Source organism: Pseudomonas sp. 1912-s, assembly GCF_029269205.1.
In the GTDB taxonomy this organism is placed as follows: domain Bacteria; phylum Pseudomonadota; class Gammaproteobacteria; order Pseudomonadales; family Pseudomonadaceae; genus Aquipseudomonas.
Window position 1 is genome coordinate 227,631 of sequence record NZ_JARIXR010000002.1, and the last position, 20,147, is coordinate 247,777.

Sequence of the window (20,147 nt, forward strand, 5' to 3'; positions counted from 1 at the left end):
AAGGCCAGCAGTCTAGAGACGGTGGGAAAACCCCGCAAGGGCAATATCAAAAAGTTTTGATATTGGTCGATAATCGGTGGTTATAAGCAGTCGCTATAACCTATGGACGAACCGGTAAACGGTTTCTCCAGCCAATCCGCAGGAAAAACACCCTCAAGTGACTATCTGTCATTGCCCCGAGGGCCGTGGCTGAGGGAAAATGCCGATCCTTTTTTCCGTTTCTTTTATTCAACTCCAGGAGATCAGCGATGCCCAGCCGTCGTGAGCGTGCCAACGCCATTCGTGCCCTCAGCATGGATGCCGTGCAAAAAGCCAACAGCGGCCATCCCGGTGCCCCGATGGGCATGGCGGATATCGCCGAGGTACTTTGGCGTGACTACCTGAAACACAACCCGAGCAACCCGTCGTTCGCCGACCGTGACCGCTTCGTGCTGTCCAACGGCCATGGCTCGATGCTGATCTACTCGTTGCTGCACCTGACCGGTTACGACGTCACCATCGACGACCTGAAGAACTTCCGCCAAATCCACAGCCGCACTCCGGGCCACCCGGAATACGGCTACACCCCAGGCGTCGAGACCACCACCGGCCCACTGGGCCAGGGCCTGGCCAACGCCGTGGGTTTTGCCCTGGCTGAAAAAGTCCTGGGCGCGCAGTTCAACCGTCCAAACCACAACGTTGTCGACCACCACACCTACGTGTTCCTGGGTGATGGCTGCATGATGGAAGGCATTTCCCACGAAGTCGCTTCCCTGGCCGGTACCCTGGGCCTGGGCAAGCTGATCGCCTTCTACGATGACAACGGCATCTCCATCGACGGCGAAGTCGAAGGCTGGTTCACCGACGACACGCCAAAGCGTTTCGAAGCCTACAACTGGCAGGTGATCCGCAACGTCGACGGCCACGATCCTGAAGAGATCAAGACTGCCATCGACACCGCCCGCAAGAGCGAGCAGCCGACCCTGATCTGCTGCAAGACCACCATCGGCTTCGGTTCGCCGAACAAGCAAGGTAAAGAAGACTGCCACGGCGCCCCACTGGGTGACGCGGAAATCGCCCTGACCCGCGCTGCGCTGAAATGGAACCACGGCCCGTTCGAAATCCCGGCCGACATCTACGCCGAATGGGACGCCAAGGAAGCAGGCAGGGCTGCCGAAGCCGAGTGGGACCAGCGTTTCGCTGCCTACTCCGCCGAATTCCCGGAACTGGCCAACGAGCTGGTACGTCGCCTCGCCGGTGACCTGCCTGCCGACTTCTCGGAAAAAGCCTCGGCCTACATCGCCGAAGTGGCTGCCAAGGGCGAAACCATCGCCAGCCGTAAAGCCAGCCAGAACACCCTGAACGCATTCGGCCCTCTGCTGCCCGAGTTCCTCGGCGGTTCGGCTGACCTGGCCGGTTCCAACCTGACCCTGTGGAAAGGTTGCAAAGGTGTTTCGGCTGAAGACGCCAGCGGCAACTACATGTACTACGGCGTGCGCGAATTCGGCATGAGCGCCATCATGAACGGCGTCGCCCTGCACGGCGGCCTGGTGCCTTACGGCGCGACCTTCCTGATGTTCATGGAATACGCGCGCAACGCGGTACGCATGGCGTCGCTGATGAAGAAGCGTGTGATCTTCGTCTACACCCACGACTCCATCGGCCTGGGCGAAGACGGCCCGACGCACCAGCCGGTCGAGCAATTGACCAGCCTGCGTACCACGCCGAACCTGGACACCTGGCGCCCATCGGACGCGGTCGAATCGGCTGTGGCCTGGAAGCACGCGATCGAGCGTAAAGACGGCCCTTCGGCGCTGATCTTCTCCCGTCAGAACCTGCAGCACCAAACCCGCGACGCGGCGCAGATCGAAGGCATCAGCCGTGGTGGCTATGTGCTGAAAGACTGCATCGGCGAGCCGGAGCTGATCCTGATCTCCACCGGTTCCGAAGTGGGCCTGGCGGTTCAGGCGTACGACAAGCTGACCGCTGCTGGTCGCAACGTGCGTGTGGTTTCCATGCCGTGCACCAGCGTCTTCGAGGCTCAGGATGCGGACTACAAGCAATCGGTGCTGCCGTTGCAGGTCAGCGCGCGTATCGCCATCGAAGCGGCTCACGCCGACTACTGGTACAAATACGTGGGCCTGGAAGGCCGCGTGATCGGCATGACCACCTACGGTGAGTCGGCGCCAGCGCCAGCGTTGTTCGAAGAGTTCGGTTTCACCCTGGAAAATATCCTGGGTCAGGCTGAAGAGCTGCTGGAAGACTAAGTAAGTCTGCGTTGTCTGTGCTGTTGCTATCGCGGGCAAGCCCGCTCCCACATTTGATCTCGGTCTAATGTGGGAGCGGGCTTGCCCGTGATGGCGATGGAACATTCAACACTGAACGAACATTGATCGAGAACCCCATGCCTCAACCGCGTCCCTACAAAGTTGCACTCAACGGCTACGGCCGGATTGGTCGTTGCGTCTTGCGTGCTCTGGTCGAGCGAGGGGCGGCGGCCGGGTTTGAAATTGTTGCGATCAACGATCTGGCGGACATGGCCAGCATCGAATACCTGACACGCTTTGACTCCACCCACGGCCGGTTCCCCGGCGAAGTGCGGGTCGAGGACGACTGTCTGCATATTAATGGCAACTGCGTGAAGGTATTGCGCAGTGCCACCCCCGAGGGCATCGACTGGGCGGCGCTGGACGTCGACCTGGTGCTGGAATGCTCCGGTGCCTATCACACCCGTGCCGATGGCCAGCGTTTTCTCGACGCCGGTGCGCCACGGGTATTGTTCTCCCAGCCGATGGCCAGCGAGGCGGATGTCGACGCCACCATCGTCTACGGCGTGAACCAGGATTGCCTGACCGGCGCCGAACTGCTGGTGTCCAACGCCTCCTGCACCACCAACTGCGGCGTGCCGCTGTTGCGCCTGCTGGACCAGGCCATTGGCCTGGAATACGTGTCGATCACCACCATTCACTCGGCGATGAACGATCAGCCGGTGATCGATGCCTACCACCATGAAGACCTGCGTCGTACGCGTTCGGCGTTTCAGTCAGTGATTCCGGTGTCCACCGGGCTTGCGCGGGGTATCGAGCGACTGTTGCCGGAACTTGCCGGGCGAATCCAGGCCAAAGCCGTACGGGTACCGACGGTGAATGTGTCTTGCCTGGACATCACCATGCAAACCGTCAGCGACACCGACGCCGGTGAAGTCAACCGGATCCTGCGCGACGCCGCCACCAGTGGCCCGCTCAAAGGCTTGTTGGCGTACACCGAGTTGCCGCACGCCAGCTGTGATTTCAACCACGACCCGCATTCGGCCATCGTCGATGCCAGCCAGACCCGCGTTTCCGGCCCACGGCTGGTGAACATCCTGGCGTGGTTCGACAACGAATGGGGTTTTGCCAACCGTATGCTGGACGTTGCAGAACACTATCTGCAAACAGCCTCTCCACAACTTTAGCTCTCAGGAATTGCCACCCATGACCGTGTTGAAGATGACCGACCTCGATCTGCAAGGTAAGCGCGTACTGATCCGCGAAGACCTCAACGTCCCAGTCAAGGACGGTGTTGTCACCAGCGATGCGCGAATCCTGGCCTCGCTGCCGACCATCAAGCTGGCCCTGGAAAAAGGTGCGGCCGTGATGGTCTGCTCCCACCTGGGTCGCCCGACCGAAGGTGAGTTCTCGGCAGAAAACAGCCTCAAGCCTGTGGCCGAATACCTGAGCAAGGCCCTGGGCCGCGACGTGCCGCTGGTAGCCGACTACCTGAACGGCGTGGACGTGAAGGCCGGCGACATCGTGTTGTTCGAAAACGTGCGCTTCAACAAGGGCGAGAAAAAGAACAGCGACGAACTGGCCCAGCAATACGCCGCCCTGTGCGATGTGTTCGTGATGGACGCCTTCGGCACTGCTCACCGTGCCGAGGGCTCGACCCACGGCGTGGCCAAGTTCGCCAAGGTCGCCGCAGCCGGCCCGTTGCTGGCCGCTGAACTGGACGCCTTGGGCAAGGCACTGGGCGCTCCGGCCCAACCGATGGCGGCCATCGTTGCCGGCTCCAAGGTGTCCACCAAGCTCGACGTGTTGAACAGCCTGAGCCAGATCTGCAATCAACTGATCGTCGGCGGCGGCATTGCCAATACCTTCCTGGCCGCTGCTGGCCACCCGGTGGGCAAGTCGCTGTACGAGCCGGACCTGCTGGACACCGCCCGCGCCATCGCCGCCAAGGTCAGCGTACCGCTGCCGGTGGACGTGGTGGTGGCCAAGGAGTTCGCTGAAAGCGCCGAAGCCACCGTCAAGCTGATCGCTGACGTTGCCGCCGATGACATGATCCTGGATATCGGCCCGCAAACGGCGGCCAACTTCGCTGAACTGCTGAAATCGTCCCAGACCATCCTGTGGAACGGTCCGGTCGGTGTGTTCGAGTTCGATCAGTTCGGCAACGGCACCAAAGTGCTGGCCCACGCCATCGCTGAAAGCTCGGCATTCTCGATTGCCGGTGGTGGCGACACCCTGGCGGCCATCGATAAATATGGCGTTGCTGACCAGATCTCCTACATTTCTACCGGTGGTGGTGCATTCCTCGAATTCGTCGAAGGCAAGGTACTGCCGGCCGTTGAAGTGCTGGAAAGCCGGGCGAAGGGCTGAGGCACTTGCTGAGGAAAAGGAGCATTCCGATGATCAAGTCGTTGGCACTGGTGATCGCAGCGGGCCTGTTGGCCGGCTGCGGGAGCACCCCGAACGCGGAGGCCGAGCCTGAAAAGTCCGGGGCTGCGCCGCGAAAGAGTTGCTACCAGGCCGACTGGCAAGCCGAAACCATGCCGGTGATCAACAAGCGCATCGGGCCTGACGGGTTGGAGAAATACGACTCCCCGCCCAAAGGTCAGGAACAGGGTTGCCCTTGACGGGTCTGATTCAATAACCGACAGCAGCGGTGGCCGCAGGTCGCCGCTTGAGGATTGGCAATGAAAGGCGTTTTCGCCCTGGCAGCACTGGCTTTATTGGCCGGATGCACCAACCTGAACATGTTCGACAAGAAGGCAGAGCCAGTAGACAAGTGGACCACCTGGACGTGTGACAGCCAGGCGCAAGTCAACTGGCGCTTCGCCGACCAGGCCCACACCCAGGTGGATGTACGCCTGGGTGGTTCGGACCAGGTTTACCGCCTCAAGCAGGACGTGGCGGCGTCGGGCGTGCTGTACAGCGACGGCCAGTTGGCGTTTCACACAAAAGGTGAGGAAGGCCTGGTTTACTGGGTTGCCACCGATGATTTGATCGGGCGCGGCTGTAAAGCTCAATAACACGCCGTGATCACCTGTAGGAGCCGGCTTGCCGGCGATAGTGTCAGCCGCCATCGCCGGCAAGCCGGCTCCTACAGACAGGTTTAACGATTAAGCAGGGCAGGCATTGAAAGCCTGACCTTCAATAACTTGAATAGCAGCCGCCGCTACGGCAGGCTTGCACGATTAACGACCCTCGACCGGGAGAGAGACTCACAATGGCACTTATCAGCATGCGCCAGATGTTGGACCACGCAGCCGAATTCGGCTATGGCGTTCCAGCCTTCAACGTCAACAACCTTGAGCAGATGCGCGCCATCATGGAAGCCGCTGACAAGACTGACTCTCCAGTGATCGTCCAGGCTTCGGCCGGTGCGCGTAAATACGCCGGCGCCCCGTTCCTGCGTCACCTGATCCTCGCCGCGATCGAAGAATTCCCGCACATCCCGGTGTGCATGCACCAGGACCACGGCACCAGCCCTGACGTGTGCCAGCGCTCCATTCAGCTGGGCTTCAGCTCGGTGATGATGGACGGTTCCCTGGGTGAAGACGGCAAGACCCCGACCGACTACGAATACAACGTACGCGTTACCCAACAAACCGTCGCCATGGCGCACGCCTGCGGCGTTTCGGTTGAAGGCGAGCTGGGTTGCCTGGGTTCCCTGGAAACCGGCATGGCCGGTGAAGAAGACGGTATCGGCGCCGAAGGCGTACTGGATCACAGCCAAATGCTGACCGACCCGGAAGAAGCTGCCGACTTCGTCAAGAAGACCCAGGTTGATGCCCTGGCCATCGCCATCGGCACCAGCCACGGCGCCTACAAGTTCACCAAGCCGCCTACCGGCGACGTGCTGGCCATCGACCGCATCAAGGAAATCCACAAACGCATCCCGAACACCCACCTGGTGATGCACGGTTCTTCCTCGGTACCGCAAGAGTGGTTGGCGATCATCAACCAGTACGGCGGCGACATCAAAGAAACCTACGGCGTGCCGGTTGAAGAAATCGTCGAAGGCATCAAGTACGGCGTGCGCAAGGTCAACATCGACACCGACCTGCGTTTGGCGTCCACCGGTGCGATGCGTCGCCTGATGGCCACCAATCCGAGTGAATTTGACCCACGTAAATTCTTCGGCGCTACCGTGACTGCCATGCGTGACGTGTGCATCGCGCGTTACGAAGCCTTCGGTACGGCGGGCAACGCTTCGAAGATCAAGCCGATCTCCCTGGAAGCGATGTACCAGCGTTACCTGAAAGGTGAGTTGAACGCCAAGGTTAACTAAGCCCTACGCGTTAATGAAAAAGCCCGCAGCGATGCGGGCTTTTTTGTGGCCGTGATTTACCTGTCCACCAGCACCTTCGGATTCGAGTTACCCCACACCGTATACAGATCCGCCAGCAACGCACCATTGATGTCTTCAACTTCCGCCTGGCTGGTCTCCACCGCGCCCTGCTTGCCGAACAGCACCACCTCGTCGCCGCTCTTCACGGTTGGTACGTCGGTGACATCCACCATCAGGGTGTTCATCGACACCTTGCCCACCACCGGCACGCGATGGCCGTTGATCAGGACCACGCCTTTGTTGGTAAACGCCCGGCGGTAGCCGTCGGAATAGCCGACGGTGATGTTCGCCAGTTTCGAATCCCGCGCCAGGGTGTAGGTGCGGTCGTAGCCCACGGTGTTGCCCTTCGGATAGCTGTTGACCGACGCCACGTGGGATTTGAACTGCATCACGCGCTTGTATTCGGTGAACGACGGCACGGTATCGCCAAACAGCAGGCCGCCCGGACGAACCATGTCCAGCCGCGACTCGGGCACTTCCAGGGTGGCGAAGGAGTTGGCGGCGTGCAGGGTGATCTTGCTGCGGTCGAGCTGGGCGACGTTGATCAGCCAGTTGGCCTGTTCATTGAACGCCTTGAGCCCGGTGCGTACGTCGGCGGCGTCTTCGACGGCGAAGTGGGTCATGATCGCCGTCACCTGCAGGTTCGGCACCTTGGTAATGGCTACGGCGTCGCGGCGGCCCTGGGCGGTGGTCATTTCCACGCCGTTGCGGCTCATGCCGCTGGAGTTCAGGCCCAGGTGCACGACCAGCGGGCGGCCGTGGTTTTCGGCGATCAGGCTGGCGCGCACGGCGAAGTCCAGATTGCCCACCAGCTCTTCGACGTTGTACGGCAGGGCTGCTTCCAATTCGCTCAGGGCGGCGGTACGTACGCGGATCAGTTGGCCCTTGAAGCCGCTTTCACGGACCACGCGGGCTTCTTCGTTGCTGGCAATGCCGACACAGGGCACGCCCAGTTTGATCACCGACGGCATCAGCAAGCCGATGCCGTGGCCGTAGGCATCTGCCTTGAGCACGGCGCAGATTTTCGATTTGTCGGCGAGGCTGGCTTGCAGGGTGCGGATGTTGTTTTCGAAGGCGACTTTGTTGATTTCGACCCAGGCGTTGCTGTCCTGGATATTGACCTGGGCCACCCCGTCGGCCATCGAGAGGGGCGGGGCGGCGAAGGCCGGGTTTTGCAGCAGAGCCATGCCCAGGGAGAGGGCGAGCAGGGTGCGGGAAAAGGGCATTGAGCAGTCTCCATGACTTTCTTATAGGGGGTAGTGCGCGTGTGCGGCGCCATACTCGGATTGTCCTACAAGAAAGTCGAGACCCTGGGTCGCGGTTCTGTCCTAAAGCGTCGTGGGACCGGTCGCTGAAGCGAATCAGCGTCAGTCGTGGTCAATGTCCAGCTTGGCAAAGGTCACCCGGGCGCCCTCCTTGCTGTTGCCACTGTTGTCCTGCACGTAGGCGCCGGCCTTGAAGTACAGCGGTTGTTTGCCCCACGCCGCGCCAATGCGTTCGTTCCACTGCCCGCTGGCCGCGTCGACACTCAACAGGCCGGCTTTATTCAGGTGGATGACGTAGGTGAAGTTGCGGTCCAGCGGCACGTTTTCGGCAACGATGATCACCCGCCCTTCATCTTCATTGGGGCGCATGCGCACCTTGGCGACGATGTTGCCGGTCTGGGTTTTTTCCTTGTACTGGTACTCGACCTTGATCAGCGGCTTCTGGCTGTCGTAGGCGTGGATTTGGCCGATGACGACCTTGCCGGAAGACGGCACCTGGTTGACCGCCAACGTGGCCCGCAGGAAGTTGTCGGCGTCGCCATACAGCCAGTTGCGCAGGCGACCATCGGCGTAGGTTTCCCGCAGTTCGCTGCGGGGGTAAACAGCGTTCTCGGTACGTGTGCCGGTGACCGGGGTCCAGAATTGCACGCTGCTGCCTTCGGCCTGGAAGTACTGGTCCTTGAACCCGCTGAGCAGTTTCGGGGTGTCGATGGTCGAGGGCGGGGAGCCGACGGGGATGCTCAGGTTCCAGGTGGACAGATCAATCATTGAAAGCGCCTTTAACAGGGGGAGAAGGTTGCGGCTCGAGAGCTGGCGCTTTCTTTATAGGTGGCTGGAAATGGATTGTTAATGATTTTGTGGCGGTTTATTGGCGTCAGCTAAATGTCAAAAAGCCATGTTTCCCGTAAACCGGGGGCTGTAGACACTGACCGTTAGTCGGTTGTCTGGACTTTGGCTCAATGATGGCACCGTCATGGCTTCTGCTTTGGGGGATCCAGGTCTAGAGTGAGTCCTTATTGTTTATCCGGGTTTTTCGCAAAAATGACCGGAACGACTCCGACGGAAGAGAAGCAGCAATGGAATGCGCTCCAATCAAGCCCCGCGATGGTTGTTCAGTGCTTTTGGTGGTCGATGACTATCCCGAAAACCTGATCAGCATGCGTGCGCTATTGCAGCGTGACGACTGGTGTGTGGTGACGGCGGCGTCGGGGGTTGAAGCCCTGGGATTGCTGCTCGAACATGACGTCGACCTGGTGCTGCTGGACGTGATGATGCCCGGCATGGACGGGTTCGAGGTGGCCCGGCTGATGCGCGGCAGCCAGCGCACGCAAATGACCCCGATCATCTTTCTCAGCGCCCACGCCCAGTCGCCGGCGGCAATGCTGGAAGGGTACGCCAGTGGCGCCATTGACTATCTGCTCAAACCCTTCGACCCGAATATCCTCAAGCCCAAGGTCCATGCCCTGCTGGAGCATCAGCGCAACCGCCGTGCCTTGCAGCGGCTGAGCCATGACCTGGAATCGGCGCGGGCCTTCAATGCCTCGGTGCTGGACAATGCCGCCGAAGGCATTCTGGTGGTGGGCGAAGACGGGGTGATCAGCTACGCCAACCCGGCGATTTCGCGGTTGCTGAATGCGCCGGTCGCCGAGATCCAGGGCGCCGAGTTCCTCGGTTTTTTGCAGAAGCCCCATGTGCCTGGCTGGTCCGACTCTGCCTTGTATGAAGGCTACAAGCGTGGCGAAACCTGGCGCCTGCACGATGCAATCCTGCGCACCGCGCCGGGCCAGCAACTGCCGGTGGCCATGTCGTGCGCGCCGCTGCCGGCCGAACAGAGAGCCATGGTGGTCACGGTGCTGGACATGTCCGAGGTGCGCCACTTGCATCAGCAACTGGAGTTCCAGGCAGTCACTGACCCGCTGACCGGCCTGCTCAACCGGCGCGGGTTTCACCAGTCGGTGGAGAATGTGCTGTTGCGCAGTGAGCGTAACGAGCAATCGCTGGTGCTGCTGTACCTGGACCTCGACGGCTTCAAGCGGGTGAATGATTCCCTGGGGCACGACGCCGGCGACCGGGTGCTGCGCTGGGTCTCGGAGCAGTTGAAGGCGTGCCTGCGCTCCTACGACATTCTTGGTCGCATGGGCGGTGACGAATTCACCGCGTTGCTGGAGCTGGAATTTCCGGAACAGGCGGCCAAGATTGCGGAAAAACTGATTGAACGGGTGTCGATCTGTCAGCAGGTCGACGGCCTGGACGTGATGCTCGGCGTCAGTATCGGCATCGCGACCTTCCCGGACTGCGGCTCGGACCTTAACGGCCTGCTGCGCGCGGCGGACGTCGCCATGTACGAAGCCAAGCGCGCCGGGCGTCAGCAGTATCGTTATTACGATCAGGAGATGAACGGCCGGGCCCGCTCGCGCCTGATGCTCGAAGACAGCGTGCGCAGCGCCATCGAGAGTAAGGATTTCACCCTGGTGTACCAGCCGCAGGTGTCGCTGCACGACGGCCACCTGCGCGGTGTCGAGGCGTTGCTGCGCTGGCAGCATCCGAGCGTCGGCGATGTGCCGCCGGGGCTGTTCTTGCCGTTGCTGGAAGAGGCACGGCTGATCAGCCAGTTGAGCAGCTGGATCTATCAACAGGTGGCCGCCCAGCGACAGGCCTGGACAGCGGTGCTCAGCGATGAGTTGGTGCTGAGCGTGAGCTTGAGCAGCAGCCAGTTCAATATGCCGAACCTGGCCAGCCAGTTGCAGCAGGTGCTGGAGCGACATGGGCTGCAAGGCCGGCAGCTGGAGGTGGAGATCAGCGAGGAAAGCCTGATGCACAACCTGGAAGAGTCCACCAAGCAACTCAGGCTGTTGCGCGGGGCGGGTGTGCGGATTGCTCTGGATGATTTCGGCGCAGGCAACTGCTCCCTGGCGCACCTGCGGGACCTGGAATTCGACACCCTCAAGCTCGACCCCAAGCTGGTCGCCCGCGTTCCGGGTTCATCCCGGGATGCGGCGATGGCCCGGAGCATTATCGAGCTGTGCCGGCATTTCGACCTGCTGGTGATCGCCGAGGGCGTCGAAACTCAGGAGCAAGTTGAGTGGCTCAAGGCAAACGGCTGCCAGTTCGTGCAGGGGCCGCAGGTGGCGCCGCCGTTGATCGCCGATGAAATTGCCGACTGGCACCTGCGCGCAGCGCCACGCTGAATTCGCTACACTGGCGGCCATTCAAATACCCGTTGTTGACCCCATGACCGCGCTGAAATACCTCCAGGCCTACCCCGCAGCATTGCAGGAGCAAGTGCGCCAGTTGATCGCCAAGGACCAACTGGGCGACTACCTGACCCAGCGTTATCCCGAGCGCCACGGCGTGCAGAGCGACAAAGCCCTGTACAGCTACGCCCAGGCCCTGAAGCAGGAACACCTGCGCAACGCGCCGGCCATCGACAAAGTGTTGTTCGATAACCGCCTGGACCTGACCCACCGCGCCCTTGGCCTGCACACCACCATCTCCCGAGTGCAGGGGGGCAACCTCAAGTCGAAGAAAGAAATCCGCATCGCTTCGCTGTTCAAGGAAGCCGCGCCGGAGTTTCTGCGCATGATCGTGGTACACGAACTCGCGCACTTCAAGGAATCGGACCACAACAAGGCGTTCTACAAACTCTGTGAGTACATGCTGCCGGGCTACCATCAGGTGGAATTCGACCTGCGGGTGTACCTGACCTGGCGGGACCTGCAGGGCAAGCCCTAACCTTCAAAGGCGATCGAGCATGGATGTGAGCAAGACCAAAAGCAGCTTCTACCGGCGCCTCTACGTGGCGTATCTGATCGACAGCCAACGGGCCAGCAGCGTCCCGGCGCTGACCGAGGTCACGGGCATGCCCCGGCGCACCGCCCAGGACACGATCGCGGCCTTGGCGGACCTGGACATTGTGTGTGAGTTTGAACAGGAAGACGGCGCCCGCAACCATGCCGGGCGCTATCGGATTCGTGATTGGGGCGCAATTGACCGGCGCTGGATCGAGGCGAACCTAAGCCAGATCAAGCGCGTGCTGGATTATCCCTGACCCTGTGGCGAGTGGGCTTGTCCCCCATTGGGCTGCGAAGCGGCCCCAAAAAAGCGGGAGCGCTGCGCACTCCAACGGGGGACAAGCCCCCTCACCACAGGACAAGCCCCCTCACCACAAAAGCCCAGTGCTCAGGCCCGACGCATACCAATGTGTGGAATATCATCCTCAAGGTATTCCTCACCCGCCACCACGAACCCGTACCGCCCGTAATACCCCTGCAAATGCGCCTGGGCCGACAGATAGATCGGCACCTCAGGCCAGTGTTTCTCTGCCTGCCTGAGGGCTTCATCCATCATCTGGTGGCCCAACCCGGTGCCCCGTGCGCCTGGCGCGACGATCACCCGGCCAATCACCACATCGCCGCCCTGTGATTCAGGATCAAGCAGGCGCAGGTAGGCCTGCAATTGACCGTCGTCCCAGGCCATCAGGTGATGGGTATCACCGTCCAGGTCCTGGCCATCGATGTCCTGGTATACGCATTTCTGCTCGACAACGAAGACCTCCGAACGCAGGCGCAAGACGGCGTACAGCTGTTCCTTGCCCAGGTCATTGTGGTGTTTGCAGACCCATTCGACTGTCATGGTGTTCTCTCGGCTAATTGTCTGGTCAGGATAGTAAGCGCGCGGGAGGCGAGTGTCTAAATTGCGGATTTTTTGTGAGTGAGATCAATTTGCCATCATTCTGTGCAGGCGTGGCTGCCGTCTTTGTGTAATCTGCAGTACAGGCTCATTGATGAGCTACTGTTAAACCCTCGGGTTTGCCCCTGAGGTCAGGCCATAGAACGCCCGCCAAGGACTTGAGCATGCCGCGATTTTCTCGTGCCGTTGCTTTGATCGGTTTGTTGTTGCTGGCCCAGACGGCGGCAGCAGAGCGTTTGCGCCTGGTGGCGGATGCCTGGCCGCCGTTTACCGACGCCACCCTGATCAATGGCGGGTTGGCCACCGACATCGTGACCACCGCCCTGGCCCGCGCGGGCTACGCCAGTCAGTTTGAGCAGGTACCCTGGGCCCGGGCGCTGATGGGAGTGGGTGACGGGCGTTATGATGTGCTGGTCAACGCCTGGTACGACGACGCGCGGACCCAGTTGGGGCAGTTTTCCGGTGAATACCTGCTCAATAGGGTGTTGTTTCTAAAGCGGCGTGACGATCCCATCGAGTTCCAGAACCTGCAACAACTTCACGACTATCCCATCGCAGTGGTGCGCGGGTATGCCTATTCGGCCGCGTTCGACGCCGATCCGCAGTTGCAGAAAGTCCCTGTGCATAGCTTTGCCATGGCGGTGCGCATGCTGGCGGCGCAGCGGGTGCGGCTGACGGTGGAGGATGAATTTGTCGCCCGTTACTACCTGGCCCGGGAGTCCGCCACCGTACGCAACGCGGTGGAGTTTTTGCCGGTGCCGCTGAGCGAAAACAGCCTGCACATTCTGGTGAGCCTGAAAAACCCGCAACACGAGCAGATCGTCGCCGGGTTTGATCGGGAGATCGCGAAAATGAAAGCGGATGGCAGTTATGCGCGGTTGATGAAGCAGCACGGGATGTAGTGTTTTGGAGGGCCCCATCGCGGGCAAGCCCGGCTCCCACAGGAGTACTCGGTCAACTGTGGGAGCCGGGCTTGCCCGCGATAGCGGTTTAATCCGCGCCGGTATCTTTGATCAGGTGAGCCGCCAGTGTGCGCAACGGCCCCAATTGCCGGCAGATCAACGCCAGTTGCGTCTGCACCAGCCGCTGCCCCTCGTCGATCTCATCCGGCATCTGCTCCAGGTCCACCGCCAACGCTTCTTCCGCATCACTCTGGATCGCGATCGGCTGCTTGTTGGCCAGCCCCGTGGCGATTTCGTCAATGCTCGCCGCCAGCGTCTTCCCGGCGCCGTCGATCAGGTGCTCGCGAACTTCGGCCGGCAGTTGGGTTTCACGGTGTGCACCGAGGCCCGAGAGGTAGCTGAGCAGGGTGTGGGACAGCACCAGGAACCTGAACCCCACATCCGCTTCCTTACGGAAATGCCCCGGCTCCATCAGCATGTTGGCCAGGGTGGTGGACAGCGCCGCGTCGGCGTTGTGGGCGTTGCGCCGGGCCAGGCGGTAAGCCAGGTCGTCGCTTTTGCCGGCGGCGTATTGCTGCATGATCTGGCGCAGGTAGATGCTGTTGCAGGTCAGGGTGTTGGCCAGCACCTTGTTCAGGCGTCGGCCCTGCCAGTCCGGCAGGAACAGGAACACCGCCAGCCCGGCGATCAGGCTGCCGAGCAACGTATCGAACAAGCGTGGCAGGAACAGCCCGTAGCCGTCGCCCACCTGGTTGAAGCAGAACAGCACCATCAGCGTGATCGCCGCGGTCGCCAGGGTGTAGCGGGTGGTGCGGTTGATAAAGAACACCAGGCCGGCGGCGATGGCGAACATCGACTGGATCAGCGGGTTGGGGAACAGGTCGAACAGCGCCCAGGCGATGGTCAGGCCGATGGCGGTGCCGATGATCCGCTGGCCCAACTTGCGACGGGTGGCGCCGTAGTTCGGCTGGCACACGAACAAGGTGGTGAGGATGATCCAGTAGCCCTGGGACGGGTGAATCAAGTGCACCATCCAGTAGCCGATACTCAGCGCCAGGGGCAGGCGCAGGGCGTGGCGGAACAGCAAGGACGTCGGCGTCAGTTGCGTGCGCAGGCGTGTCCACATTTCCTTGAGGTTGCGCGGTGCACGGTCCAGCAGGCTGCTGTCGGTGGCATCCGCCAGGCTGTCGGGGTTGGCGGCGTCGCCCAGCAGGCGGTCCAGGGTCGACAGGTTGGCCGCCAGGGCGCGCAGGGAGCGCAGCAGGCCGCGCCAGGCCGGGTTGCTCTGGATGCGCAGGTGTTCCAGGGAGGCATTCAGGTCGCTCAGGGCTTCGGCGAAGCTGTCGTCATAGACGAAGGGCTGGCGCATCTGGATCGATTCGGCGAGGGTCTGGCAGGCCTTGCCTTGCTGGCGCAGCAGGCGCTGGCAGCGGAACAGCACGTCGCTGTGGAAGAAGGCTTCGGCGAGGGCGTTGTAAGGGTAATGCGAGGAACTGGCCCGTTCGTGGATGTCCTGGGCCAGGAAGTACAGCTTGAGGTAGCGGCTGACCTTGGAGCCCGGGCGACCGTTGCCGACCCGGTGCAGGATGATTTCCTTGGCGGCGTTCAGCGCCGCCACTACCCGGCCATTTTGCTGCGCCAGTTCCAGGCGCCGCGCTTCCACATCCAGCTGGCGGATCGGCTCGAACAGCGACGACTTGAGCTTGAGGTAGCGCCCCAGCTCGCGAAACAACCGAGCCAGGCTCTGCTGCACCGGCTGGTTGGAAAACAGCAGCTGCCACAACACCGACAGCACGCCGTACCACGCGGCACCGGCCACCAGCAGCAAGGGCTCATGCCAGAAGTCAGTGACCGCGCCGCCGCGCTGGTCCACCCCGATCATGGTGTAGACCGAGAGAATCAGGGTGGCCGACGCAATCGCCCCATAGCGCTCGCCCAGCGCACCGAGCATGGTCAGGCCGAAGCTGGAGAGCGCGAGGAAAATCGCGAAGATCCAGGGATAGGGAAACAGCAGTTCGACGGAGAGTGCGGCGGTGCTGAAGCACACCAGTGTCACGGCCAGGGCGTTGAGCCGGCCTTGCCAGTTGTCATCGGTCTCGGCCAGGGCGCTCGCGATAATTCCCAGGAACAACGGGATCAGCAGCGCCATTTCATTTTGGTACCAGCACAGCGCCATGCTGCCGGTCAGGGCGATGAATACCCGTACGCTGTAACTGAACTTGTCCAGTGCCCAAAGGCGCCGCATGGACTGCTTGAAGGAGGTCGATGACATGAAGTCTGGGGTCTTCCGGGACGATGCCGCTAAATTGAGCTATCAAGGACGCCACGGCAAGCGTGGCGATCACATCCAACAGCAAAATTTATTACAGGCATTCTCTCAAGAACACCTCAAGCCAGCTCCCACCGTTTGACCGAGTACATCCCTGAATCAGGCAAATTGAGCGGCTGCATACCCGGAAGCCCACGCCCACTGGAAGTTGAACCCACCCAGGTGACCGGTCACATCCAACACTTCCCCGATGAAGTACAAACCGGGGCTTTTCAGCGACTCCATGGTCTTGGACGAGACTTCCCGCGTGTCTACCCCACCCAGGGTGACCTCGGCGGTGCGATAGCCTTCAGTGCCCGCCGGTACCAGCTGCCAGCTCCCCAGTTTGCCGGCTATGTCGGCAATCTCGGCATGGGTGTACTGCTTCATCGGCTTGGAAACGAACCAGGTTTCGGCCAGCAGGTTGGCCATCTTCTTGGTGAAGATCTCACCCAGCAGGGTTTTCAACTCGCTGTTCGGGCGCTCCACCTGTTGCTCCTGCAGCCAGGCGTGGGCGTCGTGGTCGGGCAGCAGGTTGATTTCCACGGTGTCGCCGGGTTCCCAGTACGAGGAAATCTGCAGGATCGCCGGCCCGCTCAGGCCGCGGTGGGTAAACAGGATGTTCTCGCGAAAGCTCTGGTCGTTGCAGCTCACCAGGCAGTCCACGGAAGTACCGGACAGCTCGCCGCACAACTCCTTGAGCTGGTCGGTGATGGTGAACGGTACCAGCCCGGCGCGGGTTGGCAGCAGTTCATGGCCGAACTGCCTGGCCACCTGGTAACCAAAACCGGTGGCGCCCAGGGTCGGAATCGACAGCCCGCCGGTGGCGATCACCAGCGATTCGCAACGCAGCTCACCGAGGGTGGTTTGCAACTGATAGCCGCTGTCGACCTTGGCAATTTCCTGCACCGAGGTGTCCAGGTGCATGCTCACGCCCACCTGGATGCACTCATCCAGCAGCATCCCGAGGATGTCGCTGGACTTGTTGTCGCAAAACAGTTGGCCGAGTTTTTTCTCGTGGTACGGCACGCCGTGCTTGGCCACCAGCCCGATGAAATCCCACTGGGTGTAGCGGGCCAGGGCGGACTTGCAGAAGTGCGCGTTGTGGGACAGGAAGTTGGCCGGCTCGGTGTACATATTGGTGAAATTGCAGCGGCCACCGCCGGACATCAGGATCTTTTTGCCGGCCTTGTTCGCGTGGTCGATCAACATCACCTTGCGCCCACGCCCGGCGGCGGTCAGCGCACACATCAAGCCTGCGGCGCCGGCGCCAATGATCACAACTTCGGTCGAGCGCACAGCCATGTCCTCACAAAAATATTGATCTGAAATGCAATCAAATGTGGGAGCTGGCTTGCCTGCGATGCAGCTGACTCGGTCTGTCTGTCAGATCGAGTTGATGCTATCGCAGGCAAGCCAGCTCCCACATTGATTCGGTTCCTTCAACAGGAACGCGGTGTTTTTACAGGATGCGCACACGCAACGAACGGCCTTTGATCTTGCCGTCATTCAAGCGCTGCAGCGCCTGCTTGGCGATCCCGCGTTCCACGGCCACGAACGCCTGGAAATCAAAGATCGCGATCTTGCCGACCTGGGCCCCCGGAATCCCGGCTTCACCGGTCAATGCGCCAAGGATGTCACCCGGGCGGACCTTGTCTTTACGGCCGGCGGCAATGCACAGGGTGCTCATCACCGGCAGCAATGGGCCGCCGCTCTGAGGCTTGAGGTTGTCCAGTTGGTCCCAGTTCAGCGGCGACTTCTGCAACTGCTCGATGGCCTGGGCGCGGTGGGCTTCGGACGGTGCAACCAGGCTGATCGCGATACCGGTCTCACCGGCACGGCCGGTACGGCCCACGCGGTGAATGTGGATTTCCGAGTCGCGGGCCAGTTCGACGTTGATCACCATGTCCAGTGCATCAATGTCCAGGCCACGGGCAGCAACGTCGGTGGCGACCAGTACCGAAGTACTGCGGTTGGCGAACATCGCCAGCACCTGGTCACGGTCGCGCTGTTCCAGGTCGCCATGCAGGCCGACGGCGGAAATGCCTTTGGCGGTCAGGTGGTCGACGGTTTCCTGCACTTGCTGCTTGGTAAAGCAGAACGCTACGCAAGACGCCGGACGGAAATGCGCCAGGACCTTGGTCACCGCGTCCATGCGCTCTTCCGGGGAAATCTCGTAGAAACGCTGCTCGATCTGGTCGTCCGAGTGGAACGCTTCGGCCTTGACCTGCTGCGGCGCGCGCATGAATTTCGAGGCCAACTGCTTGATGCTCACCGGGTAGGTGGCCGAGAACAGCAGGGTCTGGCGGCGGGCCGGGGTCTTGCTGATGATGTCTTCGATGGCGTCGTAGAAGCCCATGTCGAGCATGCGGTCGGCTTCATCGAGGATCAGCGTGTTCAAGCCGTCCAGCACCAGCGAACCCTTGCGCAGGTGCTGCTGGATGCGGCCCGGAGTGCCGACGATGACGTGGGCGCCGTGCTCCAGGGAAGCGATCTGTGGGCCGAGGGACACGCCGCCGCACAGGGTCAGCACCTTGATGTTGTCTTCGGCGCGGGCCAGGCGACGGATTTCCTTGGCAACCTGGTCAGCCAGCTCGCGGGTCGGGCACATCACCAGGGCCTGGCAGCCGAAGTAGCGCGGGTTGATCGGGTTCAGCAGGCCGATGCCGAAGGCCGCGGTCTTGCCGCTGCCGGTCTTGGCCTGGGCGATCAGGTCCAGCCCTTTGAGGATCACCGGCAAGCTTTGCGCCTGGATCTGCGTCATCTCGACATAACCCAGAGAGTCGAGGTTAGCCAGCATGGCGGCGGAGAGCGGCAAAGTATTAAAAGCGGTGGCGATGGTAGTCACGGGACTGGCTCTGCAAAACAAAATGTCGCGCAGTGTACCAGTCCCGAAGGATTTTCCCTGCAAGTTCTAGACGAGAAGCCTGTTAATGCTCGATGTCGTGCTCGCGGCTGACCACGCGTTTGCCGTCTTTTGGCGACAGTTGCAGGAAGATCGCCGCCGCCAGCATCGCCATGATGCCCACGGTAACGAACGTCAGCTGGAACGCGCCGAGCACGGTGTCGACCCCATCGTTGCCCACTTCTGCGGTGAAACCACCCAGCAGCGCACCGGCGCAGGCCACCCCGAGGCTCAGGGACAACTGCGCCACCACCGACAGCAAACTGTTGCCGCTGCTGGCCTGGGCGTCGTCGAGGTCGATCAGGGTCACGGTGTTCATCGCGGTGAATTGCAGCGAGTTGATCGCCCCGAGGATCGCCAGCATGCTCAGCAGCAGCGGGTAGGGCGTGTGTTCGCTGACCAGGCCCATGCTCGCCAGCATGATGCCCAGCGCCAGGGTGTTGCCGGTCAGCACCACGCGGTAGCCCAGGCGTTCGATCAGCGGCCGGGCGATGGACTTGGCAAACATCGCCGCCGCCGCCAGGGGCAGCATGCTCATCCCGGCTTCGGACGGTGAGTAACCCAGCGCCACCTGCAACAGCAGCGGCACCAGGAACGGCAACGCACCGCTGCCGAGGCGGGCGAACAGGTTGCCGAGGATGCCCACGGCGAAGGTCCGGGTCTTGAACAGCACCGGCGAGAACAGCGGGTTATCGATATGCCCGGCCCGCAGCCAATAGGCCGCCAGGCACGCGAGGCCGCCGAACAGCAGCAACATCACCCGCAGGTGCGGCAGGTGCAATTCGCCGAGGCCTTCCATGGCGATGGTGATCAGCACCATCGCCGCGCCGAACAGCAGGAAGCCCACGCCGTCGAACCGTGTACGTTCGCTGCCGCGCAGGTCGGGAATGAATTTCCACACGGCGTAGCAGCCGATGATGCCCACCGGCAGGTTGATCAGGAAGATCCAGTGCCAGGTCAGGTATTGCACCATCCAGCCGCCCATGGTCGGGCCGAGCAACGGGCCGAGCAGCCCGGGAATGGTGATGAAGCCCATGATCCGCACCAGCTCCGAACGCGGGTAGGCGCGCAGCACCACCAGCCTGCCCACCGGCAGCATCAAGGCACCGCCGAGGCCCTGGATCACCCGCGCGCCCACCAGCATGGTCAGCGTGCTGGAGAGTGCGCAAAGCAACGAACCGATGCTGAACAGCATGATCGCGCCGAAGAAAATCTTCTTGGTGCCGAAGCGGTCGGCCACCCAACCCGAGGCGGGAATCAGCAAGGCCACCGTGAGCATGTAGGCGATCACTACGCCTTGCATGCGCAAGGGGTTCTCCGCCAGGTCCCGGGCCATGGCCGGCAAGGCGGTGTTGAGAATCGTCCCATCCAGCGACTGCATGAAGAAGGCAATCGCTACCACCCAGGGTAGCCAGCGGGCGGTCTTGGCATCGAGAGGGGCGCGATTCGGCATGAGTTACCTTTTTTTGTTAGCAGCCTATGTGTTG

General features: G+C 61.6%; 18 protein-coding genes. 11 read left to right on the forward strand and 7 right to left on the reverse strand.

Features of this window, described 5'->3' with window-relative positions:
- Positions 1-248 precede the first annotated feature (248 nt).
- The 6 genes from tkt to fba all read left to right on the forward strand — a co-directional run bounded on the left by tkt (position 249) and on the right by fba (position 6,531).
- On the forward strand, positions 249-2,246 hold the full coding sequence (gene tkt, locus P3C29_RS03860) for a transketolase (RefSeq protein WP_169386946.1): 1,998 nt from the start codon (positions 249-251) through the stop codon (positions 2,244-2,246).
- Positions 2,247-2,383: 137 nt separating this feature from the next.
- Positions 2,384-3,433: an erythrose-4-phosphate dehydrogenase gene (gene epd, locus P3C29_RS03865; protein ID WP_201125576.1), complete on the forward strand. Its 1,050-nt coding sequence runs from the start codon at positions 2,384-2,386 to the stop codon at positions 3,431-3,433.
- A gap of 19 nt (positions 3,434-3,452) precedes the next feature.
- Positions 3,453-4,616 carry a phosphoglycerate kinase gene (locus tag P3C29_RS03870; RefSeq protein ID WP_102605030.1) on the forward strand — a complete coding sequence of 388 codons (1,164 nt, stop codon included), beginning with the start codon at positions 3,453-3,455 and terminating at the stop codon, positions 4,614-4,616.
- 29 nt (positions 4,617-4,645) lie between these two features.
- The gene (locus P3C29_RS03875) at positions 4,646-4,873 is read left to right on the forward strand and encodes a hypothetical protein (RefSeq protein WP_201125575.1); all 228 of its coding nucleotides are present in this window, start codon (positions 4,646-4,648) and stop codon (positions 4,871-4,873) included.
- Positions 4,874-4,933: 60 nt separating this feature from the next.
- The gene (locus tag P3C29_RS03880) at positions 4,934-5,269 is read left to right on the forward strand and encodes an MliC family protein (RefSeq protein WP_010167585.1); all 336 of its coding nucleotides are present in this window, start codon (positions 4,934-4,936) and stop codon (positions 5,267-5,269) included.
- 197 nt (positions 5,270-5,466) lie between these two features.
- A complete protein-coding gene (fba, locus tag P3C29_RS03885; protein ID WP_003177554.1) occupies positions 5,467-6,531 on the forward strand; it encodes a class II fructose-bisphosphate aldolase in 1,065 nt (354 codons plus the stop codon).
- 56 nt (positions 6,532-6,587) lie between these two features.
- Here fba and alr read toward each other — a convergent pair whose 3' ends face one another.
- Both alr and P3C29_RS03895 read right to left on the reverse strand, forming a co-directional pair.
- Positions 6,588-7,817, reverse strand: coding sequence for an alanine racemase (gene alr / locus P3C29_RS03890; RefSeq protein ID WP_275963933.1), 1,230 nt, complete (start codon positions 7,815-7,817; stop codon positions 6,588-6,590).
- Positions 7,818-7,958: 141 nt separating this feature from the next.
- A complete protein-coding gene (locus P3C29_RS03895; RefSeq protein WP_010167573.1) occupies positions 7,959-8,624 on the reverse strand; it encodes a polysaccharide lyase family 7 protein in 666 nt (221 codons plus the stop codon).
- Between the two features lie 308 nt (positions 8,625-8,932).
- Between P3C29_RS03895 and P3C29_RS03900 the strand changes: the two genes are divergently transcribed.
- The 3 genes from P3C29_RS03900 to P3C29_RS03910 are packed head-to-tail and all read left to right on the forward strand — an operon-like array spanning position 8,933 to position 11,904.
- Positions 8,933-11,044: an EAL domain-containing protein gene (locus P3C29_RS03900; protein ID WP_275963934.1), complete on the forward strand. Its 2,112-nt coding sequence runs from the start codon at positions 8,933-8,935 to the stop codon at positions 11,042-11,044.
- Positions 11,045-11,087: 43 nt separating this feature from the next.
- Positions 11,088-11,588: a M48 family metallopeptidase gene (locus P3C29_RS03905; RefSeq protein WP_010167569.1), complete on the forward strand. Its 501-nt coding sequence runs from the start codon at positions 11,088-11,090 to the stop codon at positions 11,586-11,588.
- Between the two features lie 19 nt (positions 11,589-11,607).
- Positions 11,608-11,904, forward strand: coding sequence for a winged helix-turn-helix domain-containing protein (locus tag P3C29_RS03910; RefSeq protein ID WP_010167567.1), 297 nt, complete (start codon positions 11,608-11,610; stop codon positions 11,902-11,904).
- 131 nt (positions 11,905-12,035) lie between these two features.
- Here the strand turns inward: P3C29_RS03910 and P3C29_RS03915 are convergent, their stop codons facing one another.
- Positions 12,036-12,488, reverse strand: a complete 453-nt coding sequence (locus tag P3C29_RS03915) for a GNAT family N-acetyltransferase (protein ID WP_010167565.1) — start codon at positions 12,486-12,488, stop codon at positions 12,036-12,038.
- 221 nt (positions 12,489-12,709) lie between these two features.
- Here P3C29_RS03915 and P3C29_RS03920 point away from each other — a divergent pair, with 221 nt between their 5' ends.
- The gene (locus P3C29_RS03920; protein WP_010167563.1) at positions 12,710-13,447 is read left to right on the forward strand and encodes a transporter substrate-binding domain-containing protein; all 738 of its coding nucleotides are present in this window, start codon (positions 12,710-12,712) and stop codon (positions 13,445-13,447) included.
- A gap of 88 nt (positions 13,448-13,535) precedes the next feature.
- Here P3C29_RS03920 and yccS read toward each other — a convergent pair whose 3' ends face one another.
- Complete coding sequence (gene yccS, locus P3C29_RS03925; RefSeq protein ID WP_275963935.1) at positions 13,536-15,719, reverse strand: YccS family putative transporter; 2,184 nt, start codon at positions 15,717-15,719, stop codon at positions 13,536-13,538.
- Between yccS and P3C29_RS03930 the strand changes: the two genes are divergently transcribed.
- Entirely contained in the window at positions 15,718-15,858 is a 141-nt protein-coding gene (locus tag P3C29_RS03930) for a hypothetical protein (protein WP_158000312.1), read from the forward strand. The genes yccS and P3C29_RS03930 overlap by 2 nt on opposite strands.
- A 17-nt stretch (positions 15,859-15,875) precedes the next feature.
- Here the strand turns inward: P3C29_RS03930 and P3C29_RS03935 are convergent, their stop codons facing one another.
- The 3 genes from P3C29_RS03935 to mdtD all read right to left on the reverse strand — a co-directional run bounded on the left by P3C29_RS03935 (position 15,876) and on the right by mdtD (position 20,113).
- A complete protein-coding gene (locus tag P3C29_RS03935; RefSeq protein ID WP_169386950.1) occupies positions 15,876-17,054 on the reverse strand; it encodes an NAD(P)/FAD-dependent oxidoreductase in 1,179 nt (392 codons plus the stop codon).
- Between the two features lie 163 nt (positions 17,055-17,217).
- Positions 17,218-18,555, reverse strand: a complete 1,338-nt coding sequence (gene dbpA / locus P3C29_RS03940) for an ATP-dependent RNA helicase DbpA (protein WP_236260841.1) — start codon at positions 18,553-18,555, stop codon at positions 17,218-17,220.
- Positions 18,556-18,685: 130 nt separating this feature from the next.
- Positions 18,686-20,113 (reverse strand): multidrug transporter subunit MdtD, encoded by a 1,428-nt coding sequence (mdtD, locus tag P3C29_RS03945; protein WP_003216894.1) that lies wholly within the window; start codon positions 20,111-20,113, stop codon positions 18,686-18,688.
- Between the last annotated feature and the right edge of the window lie 34 nt (positions 20,114-20,147).

Bases quoted from the DNA above. Each gene is read 5' to 3' on its own strand.
- P3C29_RS03910 (WP_010167567.1), top strand. From the start codon at position 11,608: ATGGATGTGAGCAAGACCAAAAGCAGCTTCTACCGGCGCCTCTACGTG.
- P3C29_RS03915 (WP_010167565.1), bottom strand. From the start codon at position 12,488: ATGACAGTCGAATGGGTCTGCAAACACCACAATGACCTGGGCAAGGAA.
- fba (WP_003177554.1), top strand. From the start codon at position 5,467: ATGGCACTTATCAGCATGCGCCAGATGTTGGACCACGCAGCCGAATTC.
- dbpA (WP_236260841.1), bottom strand. From the start codon at position 18,555: ATGCTGGCTAACCTCGACTCTCTGGGTTATGTCGAGATGACGCAGATC.
- P3C29_RS03870 (WP_102605030.1), top strand. From the start codon at position 3,453: ATGACCGTGTTGAAGATGACCGACCTCGATCTGCAAGGTAAGCGCGTA.
- P3C29_RS03905 (WP_010167569.1), top strand. From the start codon at position 11,088: ATGACCGCGCTGAAATACCTCCAGGCCTACCCCGCAGCATTGCAGGAG.
- epd (WP_201125576.1), top strand. From the start codon at position 2,384: ATGCCTCAACCGCGTCCCTACAAAGTTGCACTCAACGGCTACGGCCGG.
- P3C29_RS03880 (WP_010167585.1), top strand. From the start codon at position 4,934: ATGAAAGGCGTTTTCGCCCTGGCAGCACTGGCTTTATTGGCCGGATGC.
- alr (WP_275963933.1), bottom strand. From the start codon at position 7,817: ATGCCCTTTTCCCGCACCCTGCTCGCCCTCTCCCTGGGCATGGCTCTG.
- P3C29_RS03875 (WP_201125575.1), top strand. From the start codon at position 4,646: ATGATCAAGTCGTTGGCACTGGTGATCGCAGCGGGCCTGTTGGCCGGC.
- mdtD (WP_003216894.1), bottom strand. From the start codon at position 20,113: ATGCCGAATCGCGCCCCTCTCGATGCCAAGACCGCCCGCTGGCTACCC.
- yccS (WP_275963935.1), bottom strand. From the start codon at position 15,719: ATGTCATCGACCTCCTTCAAGCAGTCCATGCGGCGCCTTTGGGCACTG.
- P3C29_RS03900 (WP_275963934.1), top strand. From the start codon at position 8,933: ATGGAATGCGCTCCAATCAAGCCCCGCGATGGTTGTTCAGTGCTTTTG.
- P3C29_RS03930 (WP_158000312.1), top strand. From the start codon at position 15,718: ATGAAGTCTGGGGTCTTCCGGGACGATGCCGCTAAATTGAGCTATCAA.
- P3C29_RS03895 (WP_010167573.1), bottom strand. From the start codon at position 8,624: ATGATTGATCTGTCCACCTGGAACCTGAGCATCCCCGTCGGCTCCCCG.
- tkt (WP_169386946.1), top strand. From the start codon at position 249: ATGCCCAGCCGTCGTGAGCGTGCCAACGCCATTCGTGCCCTCAGCATG.
- P3C29_RS03920 (WP_010167563.1), top strand. From the start codon at position 12,710: ATGCCGCGATTTTCTCGTGCCGTTGCTTTGATCGGTTTGTTGTTGCTG.